A 16468-nucleotide genomic window follows, 5' to 3' on the forward strand; every position below is an offset into this window, starting at 1 on the left:
GGGAACGCCTTTGCTCCATTTAATAATTTTTATAATTTTTTCTATATAAAGTATATACCATGTTTTTTAAAAAAAGAAAAGTGTTTTTTTAGGTTTTTTCATTTTTTAATAAAAATGGTTATAATCTAGCACTTATTTATATATTCTCTGCAGAACATCAATAAAGTCCTTTTATCACTTATTTTGTATTCTCTTCAGTGGATAAATCAGCAGAGTGAAGTTCATTCTCTTCCTCAGTCACACCTTCTGTTTCAATGGCGGTTTCTTCCTTTGGCATATACATCTTAAATATTCTCTCAAGGAATAGGGAGTTGATCAGTATTACTAATGCAGGGAAAATCGCTATCGTAAATATCATATAGCTCGTACCAATCACTGCGCCCACAACAATTACTACCATTCCTACCGTTGATGGAAAATGTCTGATTGCCATAACAGCTGCCGCCCTAAAAAGCTGTTTAACTGTCATGTCAAATCTTGACAGCAACGGAAAGATATAAATTCCGATGCTTAGTAAAAGAACACCTAATGCAATATATATTCCATTAAGAATAGAGTTGGTTCTGGCTTCCACAATTTTAGTATGTGTCGTCATATATATATCTACTCCTAAAACCAATGCTGCAAACATTAAGATTAAACCTATGATTGCACCTCTTTTAAAATTCAACTTGAAGGATCTGAAATATTCTTTCATTAAATAACCGCGCTCGCCTCGTAATACTTTTACACTGGCATAATATAGAGCAGTAGTGGCAGGCCCGATGGTGAATATCGGTAAGCATAATACAAACCATAAAAGACTCAAAATCATAATGTCACATATTTTGCTCAGGAATGTAAACAGGCCGTTATCCATGCTAAAAAAACTATTCATCTTATAACTCCCCTATCTTTGTTTTTCTACATTTTATCATACTCGTCTCAAAATATATAGTTAAAATATTATAAACTCATATCCCCTTCTAAAATCTATTCTTTAATTACAGTTATCTAGTTTAACTTCTATTTTAGGGTACCCGCCTATAAAGCTTCCTTATTATAGATAGAAATAACCCAAGCGCATGTTTTCATTGACAAATTCATATCTCTTTGATATATTTTACTTGAATTTTGAATATCTAATATTTGGTTTTCAATAGATTAAATGAGTGAGGACGTTCTCTTAACTTACTTAGGAGCAACGCCTTTTTTATGAGGCAATTCGAGCATTTATGTAGAAGTTTGTCACCAAACTATTTTTCATGACATCGGAAGAACGAAAGGAAGAGATTATGGATTTCTTAACAGTTTTGCTCCCAATGCTTTTCAGGGGACTTAGAATCACATTACTTATTTCTGTATTTGGTATATTATTTGGCTTTTTAATCGGTAGCATCACCGGCTTCGCACTTCAAAGCAAAAGCAAAGTCGCGAAGGTAATCGCAAATATATATATTTGGATAATCCGAGGTACCCCGCTGATTGTTCAGGCTTTATACATATATTATGTTGTTCCTAAATTAATTAATATTGACTTAAGCAGCAACTTTGCCGGTATATTGGTCATCAGTTTAAACTCCGGTGCCTTTATCGCTGAAATTGTACGCGGTGCATTAGACGGTATCGACCCTGGGCAGAAAGAAGCCGGCTTATCCTTAGGACTTACCCAGACTCAGACGCTCTGGCATCTGATCGTTCCCCCGGCATTTCGTTCCATGCTACCGGCATTATTCAATCAATTTATTATAACAGTAAAAGATACCGCTTTACTCAGTGTTATTATTGTAAATGAAATCACGAAACAGATTCAGAATTATACCTCCATAACTTTTGATGTAATTAAAGGCTATACGGCCGGAGCAGTATTTTATCTGGTCATCATCTCCATCCTGATTCTCCTTCAGAAGCAGGTAGAAAGAAAAATTAAAAAATAGCACGGTTGAACGGAGGATATATATGGGTGAAATGATTAAAATAGAACATTTATCAAAAAACTTTGATGATTTAAAAGTTTTGAAAGATATTAATATGGAAGTCATGGAAGGTGAGGTTATCTGTATCATCGGTCCTTCCGGTTCCGGAAAAAGCACATTATTACGATGTATTAATCAATTAGAGATACCGACCGACGGCAATATCTATTATCAGGGGAAGAATATCTTTAATAAAAAGGAAATTGCCCTTAGAGATTATCGCGAAGAAGTAGGAATGGTATTCCAGCGTTTCAACTTATTCCCAATGAAATCAGTTATAAAGAATATAACCCTTGCACCTGTTCTGACTAAAAAGATGACTAAGCCCGAGGCTGACCAGAAAGCCCTTGAGCTACTTGAGAAGGTTGGACTCTCTGACAAAGCACACTCCATGCCATCCACATTATCCGGTGGCCAACAACAACGTGTTGCTATCACCAGAGCTTTAGCGATGGAACCTAAGGCTTTATTATTTGATGAGCCTACCTCTGCGCTTGACCCTGAGCTTGTGGGCGATGTACTTGAAGTTATGCGTTCCCTTGCAAATGAAGGTATGACGATGGTGATTGTAACCCATGAGATGGAATTCGCAAAGGACGTTGCTGACCGAGTAATATTCATGGCGGACGGATATATTGTTGAAGAAGGAACACCAGATGAGATCTTCACTAATCCAAAGCATGACCGTACCCGTTCCTTCCTTGCAAGAATATTGTGATCTTTTAACACTCATACTAACAGATACATTTTTATGACATGCATAAAATGCTACTAGGATAAGGAGGTATGGTTATGGACAAATACTGTATTACCATAGCCCGTCAGTTCGGAAGCCTTGGCAGATCAATTGCTCATGAATTATCAGAGATGCTGGGTATTGAATATTATGACCGCGCCATAGTCGAGGAGACATCAAAAAAGATGGATCTTCCGATTTCAACCATCAGTGAGCAGGAAGAAAAGAGCATCAAATCCAATTTCTTTAATCTTCTCTTCCCGTTAGGCGTAGATTCGATTGAAAAACAGGATAAGATTTTTAATATACAGCAACAAATCATTCTGGATCTAGCCGATAAGCAATCCTGCATCATTGTAGGACGCTGTGCTGATTATATCCTACGCGAAAAGAAGAATTGTCTGAATGTCTTTATCTACGCACCCGTAGAAACCAGATTTCAAAACTGTGTTAATACCTTGGGTATGAAGCCTGAGGAAGCAAAAAAGATGATTCATGATATGGATTTCGCCCGAGAACAGTATTGGAAGCGCTATGCAAATTATTCAGCAGGAGATTTCAATCACAAGGATCTGATGATTAACAGCAGCATCTTCGGTGTGACCGGAACAGCTGAATTATTAGCTGACATTATCAAAAAAAGATTTCATAATATATAATCAATAGAAGAGGTTATTGCAAATAGGAGTTCGTTTGCAATAACCTCTTTTGTCATCAAAACAAAAAACGGTAGATATTCATGACATTGAGCATAACCAATACAACCAAAACCACATTGAATAATCTATCCACTGTTTTATCACTTAGCCTTCTATTTAGATATGATCCAATTAAAGCACCAAAGATTGCCCCTGGTATCATAAACACGACCATACTGAGATCATATTTACCTATTCCGGGTGTGATTGCATTCGATATGACGGTTGTTAGCTGCGAAAAAAAGATGGTAAATATGGAGTAAACTGCAGCATCTCTAACACTTACTGAAAATGCAACACATAACACGGCTATATTAATTGGTCCTCCTCCAATTCCAAGAAAAGAGGATACCAACCCCATAACCAAACCACTAAGCAGTATTATCCCTACATTTTTAATACGGAATCTCGGATAAACATTTCGAAATAATACAAATATGATCAAGATAATCAGAAGAATTGCTTGAATTCCCTTTGCATTATTGTCAGAGACGGAAGAGGCGAATATACCAAAAAGGTACTTTCCGATTATGCCTCCTGCTGCTGCTCCAATAGACAAAGTGACCGCCAGTTTGGAATCAATTTTCATGTCACTATGAAGAAATCTTGCTGTAGAAACCGTTGCCATACATAAAACCGTAATTGAGGAAGCGATTCCTATCGTAACCACATCAAAGCTTCCTACCGTATCAAGACATGGCTTAATTATGATACCGCCGCCAATTCCTGCAATGCCGCCTAAGGAGGTTGCAAGTAAAGCAATTAAAAAATAAATCAGTCTCATGTTTTTCTTTCCTTCTTCATGTTTGTTATAAAATGATCTTATATATTCCGTTTTACACTCTAAAAAATACATACTTATAATTAATATGCCCCGTTACTTAAAAAACTTGTACGGAGCATACATATGAATCAATAATTTTCAAAATCGCCTTTATAAAAGATATCTTTAGTGAAAGCTTTGCTCTGTTCTTCCTATAATCTCATTCTGCAACTCCCTGCTGAGATTTCGGAAGTGATCACTATATCCGGCAACACGAACAATCAGATCCTTATACTCCTCTGGGTTTTGCTGTGCTGCGATCAAGGTGGAACGATCAATGATGTTAAACTGTATATGGTGGCCATCCAGATTAAAATAAGCTCGAACCAGATTTGCTAATTGATTTATACCCTCCTCCCCTTCCACTACGGATGGAGTAAATTTTTGATTTAGGAGTGTGCCTCCGGTTTTCAGATGATCCATCTTGGAGCATGATTTAATCACTCCAGTCGGGCCGTTCACATCCGCTCCCTTTTCCGGAGAGATACCCTCGGATACCGGTTTATGCGCCAGTCTTCCATTGGCGCTTGCCATCATCACCTCGCCAAAATATACATGACATGTGGTTGGCAGCATATTGATTCGGTAACTTCCTTCCCTGACATTCGCTCTTCCGGTGACTTCATGATAATATGCTTCAAAGACCTCCTGCATGATATCATCCGCATAGTCATCATCATTGCCATATTTGGGTGATCGGTTCATTACTAAGTTTCGTATTCTATCATGTCCCGTATAATTATCCTTTAGAGCTGTTAAGAGTTCTTCCATCGCTATCTTTTGTTCATCAAACACTTGGTACTTTATTGCACTCAAGGAATCTGTGATTGTACCAATCCCAACTCCCTGTACATAGCTTGTGTTGTATCTTGCACCGCCACTATTGTAATCCTTCGCCTTCGTGATGCAGTCATTGGTTATAATGGAGAGAAAAGGTACCGGCATCTCCGTTGCATATAATTTCTCAATGATATGATTCCCGGATATCTTAATATCCATAAAATAGTGAATCTGCTGTTTGTAAATCATCATCAGTTCCTCAAAACTCTCCATCTCGGCTGCAGCCTTAGTCTTTAGTCCAAGCTGTTTATTACTGATATGATCATATCCACCGAATAAGGTCAGTTCTAAAATCTTAGGCAGATTAAAATATCCGGTCAATATGTAGGCTTCATTTCCAAAAGCACCGGTTTCTACACAGCCACTGGTTCCTCCTCTTCGTGCATCCTCTATTGACTTTCCAGCATTTAAGAGTTCTGATATGATAGCCTCAGTATTATAGAACGCTGGCTGTCCCCAGCCTTTTCCGGCAATCTTTATCGCCTCTTTAAGAAACTTCTGAGGGGTCTTTTTACTGATTTGTACATTGGAGCTGGGCTGCAAAAGCTTCATCTCATCCATACATTCCAGAATTAGATAACTCACTTCATTTACTCCATCGCGTCCGTCCGGTGTGATACCACCGGTATTGATATTCGCAAAATCGGTATAGGTACTGCTTTCCTTTAAGGTAATTCCAACCTTAGGCGGAGCCGGTTGATTATTGAACTTTATCCACAGACACTCCAATAATTCCTTCGCTTTATCCCGATTCATCAGACCATCCTCGGTATCCTGTTGATAGAATGGATACAAATGTTGATCCAGTCTTCCTGGGCTGAATGCATCCCAGGGATTAATCTCACTGGTTACTCCCAGGTGAACGAACCAATACATCTGAAGTGCCTGCCAGTAGGTCTGTGGCTTGTATCTTGGAACTACCATGCAGTTCTCAACAATCTGTAACAGTTCCTGCTTTCTAAACTTATTCTCCTCTTTCTCTGCAAGCTCCTTCGCATAAGCCGCATATCGATCCCCTAATACAATAATCGCATCACATGCTATGCTCATCGCCATTAACTCATTCCGCTTATCAAGTGCTTCTAAGTCATATAAGAAATCCAGTTTTGATATCGCTTGCTCTATCTCATTCTTAAAATCTAAGAACCCTTTTTGATAGATAATCTCTCCTCCGACGGTATGTCCCGGCCCTCTCTGTTCCATGAACTCCGTAAATATTCCACATTCATATGCATCCTTCCATTCCTGTGGCATATTCTTGATAATCTTATGGCGGATATTCTTCTTCTCCCAATAAGGGATAATTCTATTCTTCTGGAGGGAATAATCTTCTTCCTCTACCTGAAAGCGTATTAGTTCTCTGTCATTCATTACTTTTAGATCATCTATTGTATGGCAGCACAGTTCCGGAAATGTCGGAGCAGCCTGAGGGGCACACCCCTTTTCCCCTACAATCAATTCATAATCACCAATATATAAGGTCTTGTGTTCGAAGTAATACTTCAGGGATAAGGCTCGTAATTCCGGTGTGGATACCGTCCCCTCATATAATTCATATGCATCGGTAAAAAGCGTTGCACGCTCCATATCAATAAATGCTTCCGTCCCAACACTCATACTGCGAAGCTTCTGTATTCTGTCATTCATTCCTTGTTCCATTGAGGCACCATCCCTTCCTTTACCCGCCTATCACCGTACGGTAACCTTGTTTTACAAATATCTGACATAGCACTTCCATCTCCTCCTGCGTGGGTGTGGAAAATCTCTCCCTCTTGTATTGCATACGAAGCTTATCATACTTATTCTTTCCCATCGCATGATAGGGAAGTAGATGAATCTGAATCAAATTAATGTTATTATCCCTAAGATAATCAGCAATCTTCTCCATCTCCTCCTGAGATGCATTCACCCCATGGATAACCGGTATTCTCAAATATATCGCTGCATTACCATCACTGAGTCGCTTCAGATTCTCAAGTATCAGATCATTGAGCACGCTGGTATATGTTTCGTGCTTTTGTCGATCCAGCAATTTTAAATCATATAAAAAGAAATCCGTATAGGGCATAATTTTATTGAATTGTTCAAATTCGACTTGTCCGCAGGTATCAATACCAAGATGATAACCTTGGTTATGTAATGGTTCCATCACCTGAGCCAGATAATCCATATCCATCGACATTACTTCCCCACCGGAGAATGTGATTCCGCCACCTGACTCCTCATAGAATACGGTATCTTTCTTAAGCTCCGATATTAGCTTAAGTGGCTCTACATATCTACCAACAAACTCTCTGGCTCCTTGTAAGCAATATTCCATACAGAGCATACAGCCGTTACATAATGTTAGGTCCGTAATTACTTCTTGATTACTTATACGGATGGCTTTTGGGGGACAGTTTTTGACGCAACTGCCACACCCACTACATCGCTGGCTGTCATAATATAACTCTTTGTTATAGTGTTGGGTCTCCGGGTTATGACACCAATGGCAGTTTAACGGACACCCTTTAAAAAACACAGTAGTTCTTATTCCCGGACCATCATGAATGGAATACTTTTGTATATCAGTTATCAGAGGTTTATTCACATTAGCACCTTCCTGTTGGAATCAATTTAAATTTATAATAAATAAACAACACAAAAACGATCTTAATCTAGTGAAATTGTGCGCTATTTTTCTCTAATTATTATTTCTTTCAATGTAAGATATTGATAACTAAAAATTATATCATACTTATATTTTACCACGTTTTTTGAATTATTGAAGTTCTTCAATAATTATTATATGAAATCACCTGTAATACTTCATAAAACTGTTTAACTAACAAAGTCCATAAGGGCTTTCTTTCATGAGCAGCTTATTTCACAGTTACCTCAATCCATTGTTATTTTAATTTACAGTTATACTTATCCATAGTTACTTTGCTTCACAGTCATATCAATCCACAGTTACCTTGATTCACAGTACACATTAATCCATAGTTACCTTGACCCCAAGTCATCTCAGTCTATAGTTGCTTTATACTATCACTGCTTCCTTCAATCATTACTCTGTTTTTCGTCACTTTATTTTATCATTGCTTTTTGATAGCCAATTTCGCACGTACTCTGGATGTGATTCTATAATTGCTAAAAGAAGAGCGTGTGAATTATCATCGTAAGAGATTTTATACCTCTATCAAACAATAACTCACACGCTAATTTTATATACTTATCCTGCAATAAGCCTCATAATCTTAGGTATTATTCACACCATTGCTTTTGGATTTTCTCCATGGTTCCGTTTGCTGTTAATTCGTCAATCGCTTTATTTAATACTTCTACGATACCTTTGTTAGCCTTAGAACAGTCAAAGGAGATTGCTACAGCATAAGGTGCCTGACCCTGATTAAATTCATCACCGATTGTTTGAAGCTTTGTACCCTTCGAAGTCTTAATGTAATATGCAAGTCCCGGTGTATCCTGAATCAGGCAGTCAACCTTGCCTTGCTCCAAGGATTCATAAGCAGTTGTGATTGTATCATGAACCTGGATTGCTTTTTCAGGAATACCTGCTTTCGTAGCGTAAAGATGGGATGCTGTTCCTTTTTCCACAGCCACAACATATTTGCCACTTTTTAAATCTTCCACAGTCTTTAAATCTTTCGGGCTTGTTTCGGTATTAACACAGAGAATTTGACCGGAGTCATAGTATGTGTTAGTAAAGTCCATCTTTTTCTTTCTTTCATCCGTTGCACAAAGAGCTGCCATTCCGATGTCAAGCTTGCCAGTTGAAAGTGAGGTTGTTAGCGCACTGTAATCCATCGCCTGTACATCCTTATTAATTGCAAAACCGGTATACTCCTGAAGTGCTTTTAAGAAATCAAGATCATAACCAATTAAGGTCTTTCCATCCTTATCATAATAGGAAAAAGGTGCAAATAAACCAGAAGTACCAACCTTTAATGTTACTCCCTTTAATGCATCCTTAGCAGAACCATTCACTAAAGATACTTCCTTTCCTTCCTTGGTACCACAGCCTACCAATGAAAATGCAAGCACAAGTCCCAGCATAACCGCTGTAAATTTCTTTAAGCCTTTGTTCATATTTCCTCCATTCCGCCGTCTTTTACGGCACATTCACTCTACTATTTTAATACGCAATATCTCTAGCATTTATATAAATTACGATAATTTATGAATAAATAATCCGCTTCGTAATTTAGGTTCAAACCAGGTTGATTTTGGAGGCATCAGCATGCCTGCATCGGATACACTAAATAGCTCCTCAATTGAAGTGGGATACATTGAGAATGCTACCGTCATATCTTCCTTTACACGCCTCTCCAATTCACCCAATCCACGAATACCGCCGATAAATCCGATTCTCTTATCTGTTTTTGGATCCAGTATTCCAAGCACTGGATTTAATAGATAATCCTGAAGAATTGATGCATCTAACGCTGCAACCGGATCTTCCGGGTTCTTAATCGCTTCCTTCGCGGTCAGTTTATACCAGCTTCCGTCAAGGAACATACCATAGGTTGCTTTTATAACAGGGGAATAAGCAGCCTTTCCGACCTCTTCCACATCAAAATTCTCTGAAACCTTAACAAGGAACTGAGACTTATCCAACCCATTCAGGCCCTTAATTGCTCTATTATATGGCATAATCATCAGCTGATCATGTGGAAATAGTACGGATAGGAAGTAATTAAACTCCTCCTGTCCGGTAAACCCGGGAGTTTCCTTCCTTCTTTTTAACCCTACCTTTACAGCAGATGCTGCTCGGTGATGGCCATCTGCGATATAGATGCTGTCAATCTCCTCAAAAGCCTTCTTGATTCTTAATAGATCCGTATCTTCTGATATCTTCCAAACATTATGTGTAACACCATCCACAGCGGTAAATGTATAAATCGGAACTTCCAGCTTCGTCTTGGCAGTCACTTCACTAATTTCTGTATGTGCACGATAGGCTAAGAAGATGGGGCCGGTCTGCGCATTGCAGATATCTACATGGTTGATACGGTCAATCTCCTTATGCTCTCTGGTATTTTCATGTTTTTTTATAACGTTATTCAAATAGTCATCTATGGAAGCACACGCCACTAACCCGGTCTGAGAACGTCCTTCCATAATAAGCTCATATACATAATAACACTCTTTCTCCTCGGTGAGATAAGTACCGTCCTTCATCATCCCATCTAAAAGGTCCTTCGCCTTATTATAAACTCTGGCATCATAGGTATCCACTTCATCCGGGAAGCTGGTTTCAGCCCTGTCCACCTTTAAAAATGAAAGTGGTTCTCTCATTACTTCCTGTGTTGCTTCCTTACGATTATATACATCGTATGGTAATGCAGCTACTCTGTCTGCTACCTCTGCGTTCGGTCTAACACATAAAAAAGGTTTCACTGTTGCCATAATATGCCCCTTATCTTTATACGAATTGGGACATAACCATCTGTCGGTGCCATACCGGCAAATCTTATGTCCCTATCATTTCTTCTTTATAGCTATTTATATTACGAAATAATTATTTTACGATTCTAACCTTTAATACACCGTTAATTGCAGATAACTTATCAGCAACTTCTGATGTAATTGATGTTTCAACATCAAGAACTGTGTAAGCATAATCACCCTTGCTTTTATTAACCATATCTGCAATGTTAACATTTGCTGAGGAGAATGTAGTGGTAAACTGTGCTAACATGTTTGGAATGTTCTTGTGAAGGATTGTAATACGTCCTGCTGATGAACAAACACCTGCATCACAGTTAGGGAAGTTAACGGAATTCTTAATATTACCATTCTCCATAAAGTCCTTAAGCTGTTTTACTGCCATCACAGCACAGTTATCCTCGGATTCCTCCGTAGATGCACCTAAGTGAGGGATAGCAATTACGCCAGGCATCTTAGCTGTCTTCTCATTCGGGAAGTCCGTAACATATTTTGAAACTTTACCGGATTTTAATGCTACTTCAATATCGGTATCATTTACCAAAAGATCTCTTGCAAAGTTAAGGATAACGACACCGTCCTTCATCTTTGTGAAAGTTTCAGCATTAATCATTTCTTTTGTATTTACATTCGGATCAAGATCTTCAATCAATGGAGTATGTACTGTGATGTAATCACACTCTCTATAGATTTCTTCTCTTGTTTTTACATGAACTACTTCACGGGATAAATTCCAAGCATTATCAACAGAGATAAATGGATCATAGCCGTAAACCTTCATGCCAAGGCGGTTTGCTGTATTAGCAACTAATACACCGATTGCACCAAGACCGATTACACCTAATTTCTTGCCTTGAATCTCTTTACCGCCAAACTTTGATTTCTCTTTCTCTACACGTTTTGCGATGGTTGGATCATCTTTCTCAGCGTTAACCCAGTTAACACCGCCTACGATGTCACGGGAAGCAAGCAATAAACCTGCGATTACTAATTCCTTAACGCCGTTTGCGTTAGCGCCAGGAGTATTGAATACTACGATACCCTGCTCTGCGCATTTTGCTAAAGGAATATTATTCACACCGGCACCCGCTCTTGCAATTGCTTTCAGATCCTTGCTAAATTCCATATCATGCATTGCTGCACTTCTTACTAATACAACATCAGCATCATTAATAGCTTCCACTTTTTCATACTGCTCTGTAAAATTATTTAAACCAATCGCTGCAATTGGATTCAGACAATTATATTTCATAATTCCCTCCATTCTTCGCCTTACGCGTTATCTGCTTCGAATTTCTTCATGAATTCAACTAATTTTTCTACACCTTCGGTTGGCATAGCATTGTAGATACTTGCTCTCATACCGCCAACTGATCTGTGTCCTTTTAAGTTATCGAATCCTGCTGCAGTAGCTTCTTTTACGAATTTTGCATCAAGCGCTTCATCACCGGTTACAAAAGGAACATTCATTAAAGAACGATCTTCTTTTACAACAGTTCCCTTAAACATCTTGCTTTGATCAAGGTAATCATAAAGAATTGCTGCTTTCTTCTCATTGATCTCTTTCATCACTTCAAGACCGCCCATCTTCTTGAGCCACTTGAATACCTTACCACAGATATAGATACCATATGCCGGAGGGGTATTGTATAGGGATTTTTCATCAGCCTGAGTCTTATATTTTAACATAGTAGGTGTTCCTGGAAGAACATCATCCGTTATTAAATCTTCACGAATAATCATGATAACAACACCTGCAGGTCCCACGTTCTTTTGAACGCCACCATAGATGATACCATATTTGGATACATCAACCGGTTCGGATAAGAAACAGGAGGAAACATCTGCAACTAAAGTTTTACCCTTTGTGTTCGGTAAAGTCTTGTATTTTGTACCGTAAATTGTGTTATTTTCACAAATGTATACATAATCAGCATTTTCAGAAATCGGAAGATCAGAGCAATCCGGAATATAAGAAAAGTTCTTATCAGCAGATGAAGCAATTGCATTCACTGTTCCGTATTTTTGTGCTTCTGCGTATGCTTTCTTTGCCCACATACCTGTGATGATGTAGTCCGCTACCTTATTCTTCATAAGGTTCATAGGAATTGCTGCAAATTGTTGCGATGCACCACCCTGTAAGAATAGCACTTTATAATTGTCTGGAATGTTCATCAACTCTCTAAGGTCTTTCTCAGCTTCCTGTATAATAGCTTCGTAAGCTTTAGATCGATGGCTCATCTCCATTACTGACATGCCTGTGCCTCTATAATCTAGCATCTCGTCTGCCGCTTCCTGTAATACTTCAACCGGTAATACTGCCGGTCCTGCTGAAAAGTTATAAATTCTTCCCACTGCAACGTCCTCCTTATTGATTTCCATAATTTATATTATTTTTTTAACGCTTTACTGTAACATAGACAAGACACATTATAAAACTGTGTTATTTTCTTGTCAATAATTTTTATTGTAGTAAAGGAATAAAACAACTAATTCTACATATAAAATTATTTTCCGCTAAATAAACTTATTTCTTTAAGTCTTCCTCTGAAAAAACTTCTTCAATTGCGGCACCCGGTGCTACCATCGGCCAAACCTTATCGTCACTATCAATAATACATTCTATGAGTACAGGTTCTTTTAATGCGATAGCTTCCTTTAAAACAACTTCCACTTCTTCTTTTTTCGTAATTCGGTAGGCTTTCGCACCCATTGCTTCCGCTAATTTCACGAAATCAACCTTGTCTCTTAAATTAGTATTCGAATATCTCTGATCATAGAATAGGGTTTGCCATTGGCGTACCATACCAAGTACATGATTATTGAATATGATCTCTATAATCGGTATGTCATATCTGGTTGCCGTAGCAAGCTCATTCATATTCATACGAAAGCACCCATCACCCGCTATATTAACGACTGTTTTATCCGGTACACCTACTTTTGCACCGATACAGGCTCCTAATCCATAACCCATCGTTCCGAGACCGCCGGAAGTGATGAAGGTTCTTGGCAACTTGTATTTGTAAAACTGTGCTGACCACATCTGATGCTGTCCTACCTCAGTAGTAATAATTGCATCTCCTTGTGTTATTTCATCTAATTTCTCTAAGATATAAGGTCCTGTCAATATATCCTGGTTGTATGTTAGAGGAAATTTTTCTTTCAGCTCACATACATGCTCAACCCATTCCTTATGATTATGTTGGGTAATCTTAGAATTAATGATAGCTAAGACTTCCTTCACATCACCAATCACACTGTAATGAGCAGCTACATTCTTATTAATCTCAGCTGGATCTACATCAATGTGTAAAATCTTAGCATGCTTTGCGAATTTCTTTGCATTTCCTGTAACACGGTCTGAGAATCTAGCACCGATTGCAATTAACAGATCACACTCTGTAACACCCAGATTAGAAGCTTTGGTACCATGCATTCCAAGCATTCCGGTATAACGATAATCGGTTCCGTCAAATGCACCTTTACCCATTAGCGTATCACAAACCGGAGCATCCACCATATTTACAAATTCCAACAGCTCATCATGCGCCTCTGAGATAACCGCACCACCACCTACGAAAACAAAAGGCTTTTTGGAGTGCTTAATCAACTCTACCGCATTATTGATATCATGCTCCGTAATCTCCTCAGTCATCCTTAAGACCGGCTCCGGTGTCGCTTTTTTAAACTTTGTCTTAGTTGCTGTAGCATCCTTAGTAATATCCACAAGAACTGGACCAGGTCTTCCCGATTTCGCTATTTTAAATGCTTTACGGATGGTCTCCGCTAATTTGGTAACATCCTTAACGATATAATTGTGTTTTGTAATCGGCATGGTAACACCTGCAATATCTATCTCCTGGAAGGAATCTCTACCAAGAAGATTAACTGCTACGTTACATGTGATCGCTACCATTGGTACACTGTCCATATATGCTGTCGCAATTCCCGTTACAAGATTCGTTGACCCAGGTCCGGAGGTTGCTAGACAGACACCCACCTTTCCGGTTGCTCTTGCATATCCGTCCGCCGCATGGGATGCTCCCTGTTCATGGGAAGTGAGGATGTGTTTTATCTCCTGACTATGTTTGTATAGTTCATCATAAATGTTCAAAATTGTCCCGCCGGGATAACCGAATACGGTATCAACACCTTGCTCCTTTAAACACTCTATCACGATTTGAGCACCTGTTAATTCCATGATTTCCTCCATTCCACCACGTTGTGGCAACTTTATCTTTTTAAAATGTCATCTATTTTGCCTTAGGTACCTCAAGAATTGCACCACGGTTTCCACTCGTAACCATTGCCACATAACGTGATAGGTAACCAGTTGTTATCTTTGGCTCTCTTGGCTGCCATTTTGCTCTTCTGTCCGCTAATTCTTCATCCGATACTACAAAGTTCAAGGAATTATTATTGATATCAATCTGAATGATATCTCCTTCCTCAACCAATGCAATATTACCGCCAACAGCAGCTTCCGGTGATACGTGTCCGATGCAAGCTCCTCTTGATGCTCCGGAAAAACGTCCATCTGTAATTAGTGCAACATGGGATCCGAGACCCATACCCATAATTGCGCTAGTAGGATTAAGCATCTCTCTCATACCCGGTCCGCCCTTTGGTCCTTCATAACGAATTACAACAACATCACCTTTATTGATTTTACCGCCTTTAATTGCAGTAATTGCATCTTCTTCACAATCAAATACCCTAGCAGGTCCTTCATGCTTCATCATCTCAGGTGCCACAGCAGAACGCTTAACCACGCCGGAATCAGGAGCCAGGTTACCCTTAAGGATTGCAATTCCACCGGATTCACTATAAGGATTTTCAATCGGTCTGATTACCTCGGGATCTTTGTTAACACATCCCTTAATATTCTCTCCTACAGTTTTACCTGTAGCAGTAATTAAATCTGTATTTAATAAGCCCATTTTATCAAGCTCATTCATGACTGCATATACTCCACCGGCTTCGTTCAAGTCCTCGATATATGTATGACCTGCAGGTGCCAAGTGACAGAGATTAGGTGTCTTTGCACTTACTTCATTTGCAATATCAATATTGAGATCAAATCCCACCTCATGAGCGATTGCAGGTAAATGTAGCATTGTATTGGTAGAACAACCAAGTGCCATGTCCACCGTAAGTGCGTTCATAAATGCTTCCTTGGTCATAATGTCTCTTGGTTTTATATCCTTTTCTAATAGCTCCATAATCTTCATACCTGCATGCTTAGCAAGTCTGATTCGCTCAGAATACACCGCAGGGATTGTACCGTTGCCTTTTAGTCCCATTCCGATTACTTCCGTCAGGCAGTTCATGGAATTTGCTGTATACATACCGGAACAGGAACCACAGGTAGCACAAGCCTTATTCTCATATTCTTCTAATTCTTCCTCACTCATCGTACCGGCTGAGTATGCTCCAACTGCTTCGAACAAAGATGATAAGCTGGTTCTTTGACCATTCACCTTACCGGCAAGCATTGGACCGCCGCTGACAAAAATGGTAGGAATATTTAATCTAGCTGCTGCCATTAATAAACCCGGTACGTTCTTGTCACAATTCGGTACCATAACGAGTGCATCAAACTGATGTGCCATCGCCATTGCTTCAGTAGAATCGGCAATTAGATCTCTGGTTACAAGAGAGTATTTCATTCCTTGATGTCCCATCGCAATGCCATCGCAAACTGCAATCGCAGGAAATACGATTGGGGTTCCGCCAGCCATCGCTACACCTAGCTTAACGGCATCAACAATTTTGTCTAAATTCATATGTCCAGGAACAATCTCATTATAGGAACTAACAATACCAATCATAGGTTTTCTTAGTTCTTCCTTGGTTAGCCCCAATGCATTGAATAATGATCTGTGGGGTGCCTGTTGCATTCCTGATTTCACTGCATCGCTTCTCATCATAATCACCTTTTCTTTATTTATATTATATAAAACTT

The 16468-nt window shown here is 39.0% G+C and carries 13 protein-coding genes; 3 read left to right on the forward strand and 10 right to left on the reverse strand.

Features of this window, described 5'->3' with window-relative positions; genetic code table 11:
* Positions 1-178: 178 nt before the first annotated feature.
* A complete protein-coding gene (locus AC6IWN_RS12440) occupies positions 179-877 on the reverse strand; it encodes a YesL family protein (protein WP_497987734.1) in 699 nt (232 codons plus the stop codon).
* Between the two features lie 397 nt (positions 878-1274).
* Between AC6IWN_RS12440 and AC6IWN_RS12445 the strand changes: the two genes are divergently transcribed.
* From AC6IWN_RS12445 to AC6IWN_RS12455, 3 genes are all read left to right on the forward strand, one after another.
* On the forward strand, positions 1275-1916 hold the full coding sequence (locus tag AC6IWN_RS12445) for an amino acid ABC transporter permease (RefSeq protein WP_497987735.1): 642 nt from the start codon (positions 1275-1277) through the stop codon (positions 1914-1916).
* Positions 1917-1947: 31 nt separating this feature from the next.
* On the forward strand, positions 1948-2673 hold the full coding sequence (locus tag AC6IWN_RS12450; RefSeq protein ID WP_497992203.1) for an amino acid ABC transporter ATP-binding protein: 726 nt from the start codon (positions 1948-1950) through the stop codon (positions 2671-2673).
* A gap of 74 nt (positions 2674-2747) precedes the next feature.
* Positions 2748-3350, forward strand: a complete 603-nt coding sequence (locus AC6IWN_RS12455; protein WP_497987736.1) for a cytidylate kinase-like family protein — start codon at positions 2748-2750, stop codon at positions 3348-3350.
* A gap of 55 nt (positions 3351-3405) precedes the next feature.
* On the opposite strand, the gene AC6IWN_RS12460 is transcribed toward AC6IWN_RS12455, so the two are convergent.
* The 9 genes from AC6IWN_RS12460 to ilvD form a co-directional block, all read right to left on the reverse strand.
* On the reverse strand, positions 3406-4173 hold the full coding sequence (locus tag AC6IWN_RS12460) for a sulfite exporter TauE/SafE family protein (RefSeq protein WP_497987737.1): 768 nt from the start codon (positions 4171-4173) through the stop codon (positions 3406-3408).
* A 165-nt stretch (positions 4174-4338) separates the two neighbouring features.
* Positions 4339-6711, reverse strand: coding sequence for a trans-4-hydroxy-L-proline dehydratase (gene hypD / locus AC6IWN_RS12465; protein WP_497987738.1), 2373 nt, complete (start codon positions 6709-6711; stop codon positions 4339-4341).
* Between the two features lie 19 nt (positions 6712-6730).
* On the reverse strand, positions 6731-7642 hold the full coding sequence (locus tag AC6IWN_RS12470; RefSeq protein WP_497987739.1) for a glycyl-radical enzyme activating protein: 912 nt from the start codon (positions 7640-7642) through the stop codon (positions 6731-6733).
* 656 nt (positions 7643-8298) lie between these two features.
* Complete coding sequence (locus AC6IWN_RS12475; protein WP_497987740.1) at positions 8299-9141, reverse strand: ABC transporter substrate-binding protein; 843 nt, start codon at positions 9139-9141, stop codon at positions 8299-8301.
* Between the two features lie 78 nt (positions 9142-9219).
* Positions 9220-10461 (reverse strand): DUF1015 domain-containing protein, encoded by a 1242-nt coding sequence (locus AC6IWN_RS12480; RefSeq protein ID WP_497987741.1) that lies wholly within the window; start codon positions 10459-10461, stop codon positions 9220-9222.
* 112 nt (positions 10462-10573) lie between these two features.
* The gene (locus AC6IWN_RS12485) at positions 10574-11755 is read right to left on the reverse strand and encodes a phosphoglycerate dehydrogenase (RefSeq protein WP_497992204.1); all 1182 of its coding nucleotides are present in this window, start codon (positions 11753-11755) and stop codon (positions 10574-10576) included.
* 17 nt (positions 11756-11772) lie between these two features.
* The gene (gene serC, locus AC6IWN_RS12490) at positions 11773-12855 is read right to left on the reverse strand and encodes a 3-phosphoserine/phosphohydroxythreonine transaminase (protein WP_497987742.1); all 1083 of its coding nucleotides are present in this window, start codon (positions 12853-12855) and stop codon (positions 11773-11775) included.
* 172 nt (positions 12856-13027) lie between these two features.
* Positions 13028-14704 carry a biosynthetic-type acetolactate synthase large subunit gene (gene ilvB / locus AC6IWN_RS12495; protein ID WP_497987743.1) on the reverse strand — a complete coding sequence of 559 codons (1677 nt, stop codon included), beginning with the start codon at positions 14702-14704 and terminating at the stop codon, positions 13028-13030.
* 52 nt (positions 14705-14756) lie between these two features.
* Positions 14757-16430 (reverse strand): dihydroxy-acid dehydratase, encoded by a 1674-nt coding sequence (gene ilvD, locus AC6IWN_RS12500; protein WP_497987744.1) that lies wholly within the window; start codon positions 16428-16430, stop codon positions 14757-14759.
* Between the last annotated feature and the right edge of the window lie 38 nt (positions 16431-16468).

Source organism: Variimorphobacter sp. HTMS_6 (assembly GCF_059717775.1).

Bases quoted from the DNA above. Each gene is read 5' to 3' on its own strand.
- AC6IWN_RS12440 (WP_497987734.1), bottom strand. From the start codon at position 877: ATGAATAGTTTTTTTAGCATGGATAACGGCCTGTTTACATTCCTGAGC.
- AC6IWN_RS12445 (WP_497987735.1), top strand. From the start codon at position 1,275: ATGGATTTCTTAACAGTTTTGCTCCCAATGCTTTTCAGGGGACTTAGA.
- AC6IWN_RS12450 (WP_497992203.1), top strand. From the start codon at position 1,948: ATGATTAAAATAGAACATTTATCAAAAAACTTTGATGATTTAAAAGTT.
- AC6IWN_RS12455 (WP_497987736.1), top strand. From the start codon at position 2,748: ATGGACAAATACTGTATTACCATAGCCCGTCAGTTCGGAAGCCTTGGC.
- AC6IWN_RS12460 (WP_497987737.1), bottom strand. From the start codon at position 4,173: ATGAGACTGATTTATTTTTTAATTGCTTTACTTGCAACCTCCTTAGGC.
- hypD (WP_497987738.1), bottom strand. From the start codon at position 6,711: ATGGAACAAGGAATGAATGACAGAATACAGAAGCTTCGCAGTATGAGT.
- AC6IWN_RS12475 (WP_497987740.1), bottom strand. From the start codon at position 9,141: ATGAACAAAGGCTTAAAGAAATTTACAGCGGTTATGCTGGGACTTGTG.
- AC6IWN_RS12480 (WP_497987741.1), bottom strand. From the start codon at position 10,461: ATGGCAACAGTGAAACCTTTTTTATGTGTTAGACCGAACGCAGAGGTA.
- ilvB (WP_497987743.1), bottom strand. From the start codon at position 14,704: ATGGAATTAACAGGTGCTCAAATCGTGATAGAGTGTTTAAAGGAGCAA.
- ilvD (WP_497987744.1), bottom strand. From the start codon at position 16,430: ATGAGAAGCGATGCAGTGAAATCAGGAATGCAACAGGCACCCCACAGA.